Annotated in this window: 4 protein-coding genes; 1 reads left to right on the forward strand and 3 read right to left on the reverse strand. The window is 41.9% G+C overall.

Annotation, left to right across the window (positions count from 1 at the left end):
- Window positions 1-84 precede the first annotated feature (84 nt).
- Window positions 85-300: a hypothetical protein gene (locus QZ019_RS09350; RefSeq protein ID WP_295484504.1), complete on the forward strand. Its 216-nt coding sequence runs from the start codon at window positions 85-87 to the stop codon at window positions 298-300.
- 45 nt (window positions 301-345) lie between these two features.
- On the opposite strand, the gene QZ019_RS09355 is transcribed toward QZ019_RS09350, so the two are convergent.
- The 3 genes from QZ019_RS09355 to QZ019_RS09365 all read right to left on the reverse strand — a co-directional run.
- On the reverse strand, window positions 346-1368 hold the full coding sequence (locus QZ019_RS09355) for a LacI family DNA-binding transcriptional regulator (protein ID WP_294565008.1): 1023 nt from the start codon (window positions 1366-1368) through the stop codon (window positions 346-348).
- A 111-nt stretch (window positions 1369-1479) separates the two neighbouring features.
- On the reverse strand, window positions 1480-2991 hold the full coding sequence (locus QZ019_RS09360; protein ID WP_294565010.1) for a fucose isomerase: 1512 nt from the start codon (window positions 2989-2991) through the stop codon (window positions 1480-1482).
- Window positions 2992-3017: 26 nt separating this feature from the next.
- Window positions 3018-4471: DUF4867 family protein (locus tag QZ019_RS09365; protein WP_295484507.1), on the reverse strand; the 1454-nt coding region annotated here is incomplete at its 5' end.

A 4471-nucleotide genomic window follows, 5' to 3' on the forward strand; every position in this document is an offset into this window, starting at 1 on the left:
GTCAATCGGCGATATGAAATTTTATACTATATTTAAATTACGGCGATCCGGGATACTTACGACTACGTTGACCTTTCTTTCTATTTGGCAACTGCAAAAGCAATTGCAAAATCACCTAAATCAGTAAGCGGTCCTTGCATTTCCGGAGACGCTCAGAAATGTGATACCGAAGCTAACAATTACAAAGAGCTTGCCAACCTTACCGGAAAAGAGTGGAAAAAACTCTTAATGGAAGGCGGTATTGAGCTTGATGAAAAGCATCAGAAGCTCTTGGACAATATCGGTAAAGATCAGAAATAATGATTAACTAAAGCGCCTTAAACGCAATGTTTGAGGCGTTTCTCTTTATAAATTTGCCTGAATTTTAATAATCGTTTCAGTTATAAAATCATCAACCTGCTCGGGGATTTGATGAGTTAAAGCCAAATATGCTCGTTTAATTGCATGATACCCCTGTCTTTCCGGCTGCTGACAGACAATAAATTTAATTATTCCCTGTTTTACAAGCTCTTTTGTTGAATAAACCTCATCAAAGGCTATAGCAAAAATCTTACGTTGAGGTCTGGCAAGAATTGCCGCACCTACTCCTTGAATACCAGCTCCTGCTATATAGATACAATTTACATCTTCATATTCGTCTAAAGCATCTAAAGTGACTCTTGTTGCTTTGATATCAGAATCGTTACATTCAACAATATCCACAATACGGTATTCCGCATGCTGACGATCAAGCTCTTGCTTAAATCCATCTATGCGCTGATTATGACCTAAAATCATTTTTGATCCGGTTACGATTAATATCTTAAGCGGATCTTTTGCACACATTGCAAGCATCCCACCGCACGTGGCTCCTGCCGCTAAATAATCAGATCCGACATAACAAAGGCAATGAACATTTTCTACATTGGTATTAAGCAAAACAACCGGCAAATGATGGAAATTGAGATCGCTGATTTTTTCCCTGACAGGCTCAATATTAAGCGTGCTAAGACACAATGCTTTACATCCTTTTGCAAGCAGTTCATCTATAGCTTTTAAATGAGCACTACTGTCAAATCCTTCTATTTCTTTTAATACAACTTCAACACCTAAATCAGCAAATTCATCACGTGCCTGAAAAACCCCTTCAATAACTCCATCAAAAAAAGGATTTCCGATACTGGGAAGCATAACGCCTATTTTTATCGGAGTTTTATAAGCAGCTAAAGCTTTTCCTGCTCTATTGGGTATATATCCTAATTCTTTAGCCAAATTTTTAATTTTAAGAACGACTTCGGGTTTTACACCGCCGCGATTATGCAGTACTCGATCAACTGTTCCTCGCGATACTCCAGCAGCTTGCGCTAAAGACTTAACGGTTACCTTCATAAATCACCCTTAATATAAAGCTTATTGCGCTAACAGCATTATGCAGACAGAGCAATAAACTCTAAAAGAAAGGATCCCGTAAAAGGGATCCTCAAAACTGATATTAATCAACTAGGCAAAAGGATTTTCTGTCTTGTAAAGAACACCCTTAGGCTGGTTGTAGCCGATATCCTCAACACCTAAAATTGAGAATACGTCATAAAGAGCCTTACCGTAGTGACCGAATGCCACTGCACCATGGTGCGGATAACGTTTTGCAACCAAAACATGACGGTAGAAGCGTCCCATTTCATTTATTGCAAAAATACCGATACCGCCAAAGGACTTGGTACCGACAGGCAATACTTCACCTTCTGCGATATAAGCCTGAAGCTTGGTGTCAGGAGTAGTCTGCAAACGATAGAAAGTAATCGGGCCGGCTGCAATATCGCCTTCCAAAGTACCGCGGGTAAAATCAGGCTCACCGGTTTCAAGCAGACGGTGCTGAATGATCTGATAATTGATCTTGCCGCACTGCAGGTTATGATCGGTACAAGTATTAAGCTTGCAGAACGGAGTGTTGCCGCAATGGAATCCCATAAAGGTATCAGTAAGCTTATACTGCGGGAAACGAGGCTTAATATCAGTTTCATACATATCTGCAGGAACTGAGTTATTGATATCAAGCAAAGTAACTGCATCTTTAGTTACGCAGGCACCGATAAACTCTGATAAAGCGCCGTAAATATCAACCTCACAGGCAACAGGAATTCCGCGAGAAGCCAAACGTGAATTTACATAGCAAGGCTCAAAACCGAACTCTTCAGGGAAAGCCGGCCAGCATTTATCGGCAAAGCAAACATATTTACGTGAACCTAAATGATCGCGTGCCCAATCAAGCAAGGTGATTTCAAACTGAGCCATACGCGGCAGCATATCAGGATAAGTATTTCCCATGCCGAGCTCTTTAGCCATATCATCGGCAACTTCCTGAATACGCGGATCACCTGCATGCTTCTTATAAGCAACCAGAAGGTCAAGCTCAGAATTTTCTTCAATTTCCACGCCGATATCATATAAAGCCTTAATAGGAGCATTGCAGGCAAAGAAGTCCTGAGGACGCGGACCGAAAGTGATGATCTTAAGACCGGCAAGACCGATAAGAGCACGAGCTACCGGAATGTAATCACGAATCATCAAGGCAATATCATCTGCAGTTCCGACAGGATACTCAGGAATAAAAGCCTTAAGCTTACGTAAACCTAAGTTATAAGAGCAATTGAGCATACCGCAGTAAGCATCGCCGCGGCCGTCAATCAAGTCATTGCCCGTTTCTTCGGCAGCTGAAACAAACATGCACGGACCGTCAAAGAACTTAGCAATTAAAGTCTCAGGAGTCTCAGGACCGAAGTTACCTAAAAAGACTACCAAAGAATTGCAACCTGCCTGCTTTGCAGCTTCAACCGCAGCAACCGCGTCTTTCTCATTCTCGACAGTTACGGTAATTTCATGAATATCGATATTAATTTTTTTGCATGCATCAACTACTGCCTTACGGCGACGCTCTGACAAAGTACGGATAAAGCAGTCACGGGATACTGCGATAATACCTAACTTTGCGTCAGGGATATTGTTCATTTGCATGGATATTTCTCCTATTAATAAGTTGTCTAATCTAATTTTAAATTCGTTCCAACCACAACTCCAGAAGTTATGCCCATTTTTGCTTCAGGTGAAGCACTATGAGCTAATAACCATTTATTGTTGTGAGTAAGCATACGGCTTTCATCGCATTCTTTTACTAACTTAGGTTTTGCCGTGTTAGTGTTTTTCGGCAAAACTACGCAAACACGGAAAACCTCGTTGTCATCACTATGGCAAGGGGCATAATGCAATGAAGTCTCATAAAATAAAATTGCTGTTCCTTTAGGAGCAAAGAACGTTTCAACGCTGCTGCTGTCAACAATTCCGTCTTTGATTGCTGTAATCGGCGCCAGCATGAAAATAGCATCTGTTCCGGTGATATTAAGCTCACTGTTGCGATGATATTCAAGGCAATTTAAAACACGGTTATGACCTGAACAATAACCGATTTCAATATCAAGCCCGCCGAAGACTCTATTTTGTATATCTTCTTTTAATTCTTTTGTCTCAAGAATCGGCTCCGACGGAACATACGCAACTGAATCAGTCGGACAATCAACTTTTTCTAAAAGCTCACCGACTTTTTTAACGTCAACACCGCTTATGATTTTGCCAAACCGCTCAAATTCAACGGAGAATACGCTCTTATATTTAGGAACTTTTTCACCGTCAAGCTGCTTTCTTAAAGAAGCCAACTTGGCAAATGACGGTCTTAAAGCAGGATACAAAGATGAGTACAAAGCAAAAATTGCATCATAACGCTTAGTCTGAACTTCATCAGGAACAGATTTGGCGCTTCCGCGAACAACAAATTTCGCACAACCTTCTTCTACCGAGTTAAACATACCGCAGGCAACACCTGCCAAAATGGCGGCGCCTAAAGCAGGACCTTCTTTTGACTCAATAGTGTCAACTTTGCATTTTAAGATATCTGCAAGCATCTGACGCCAGAAAGGAGATCTGCCGCCGCCACCGCAGGCCGTTAAAACACTCGGGCATATTCCCATCTCATGCAACACTTCGAGATTATGGCGCTGTGACATGGTAATACCCTCAAGAACGGCTCTGGTCAAATGTGCCTTGGAATGACGTGCACTTAAACCGAAGAAAACACCGCGGGCTTCGGGGTCAAGAACCGGAGATCTTTCTCCCATCAAATACGGAAGATAAATAAGTCCGTCGGATCCTGACGGAATTTCTGATGCCTTACTTGTCATCAAATCATAGACGTCATTACCTTTATCTGACTCTTCTTTATTTTCATAAGAGAAGAACTCATCACGCATCCAACGCAGCGAAAGACCTGCAGCTAAAGTACAGGACATGGCTGTCCATGAATTAGGAACAGCTGCGCAAAATGTATGAACTCTGCCTAAAGGATCGATTGACGGCTTGGATGTATGGGCAAACACCACCCCAGAAGTACCTAAAGTGACAAAAGCCTGTCCGTCTTTACAAACACCGGTGCCTATGGCAGGGG

Origin of the sequence: uncultured Succinatimonas sp. (genome assembly GCF_905203285.1) — a bacterium.
Taxonomy (GTDB): domain Bacteria; phylum Pseudomonadota; class Gammaproteobacteria; order Enterobacterales; family Succinivibrionaceae; genus Succinatimonas.

Coding starts and splice junctions, on each gene's coding strand:
- QZ019_RS09360 (WP_294565010.1), bottom strand. CDS start 2,991: ATGCAAATGAACAATATCCCTGACGCAAAGTTAGGTATTATCGCAGTA.
- QZ019_RS09355 (WP_294565008.1), bottom strand. CDS start 1,368: ATGAAGGTAACCGTTAAGTCTTTAGCGCAAGCTGCTGGAGTATCGCGA.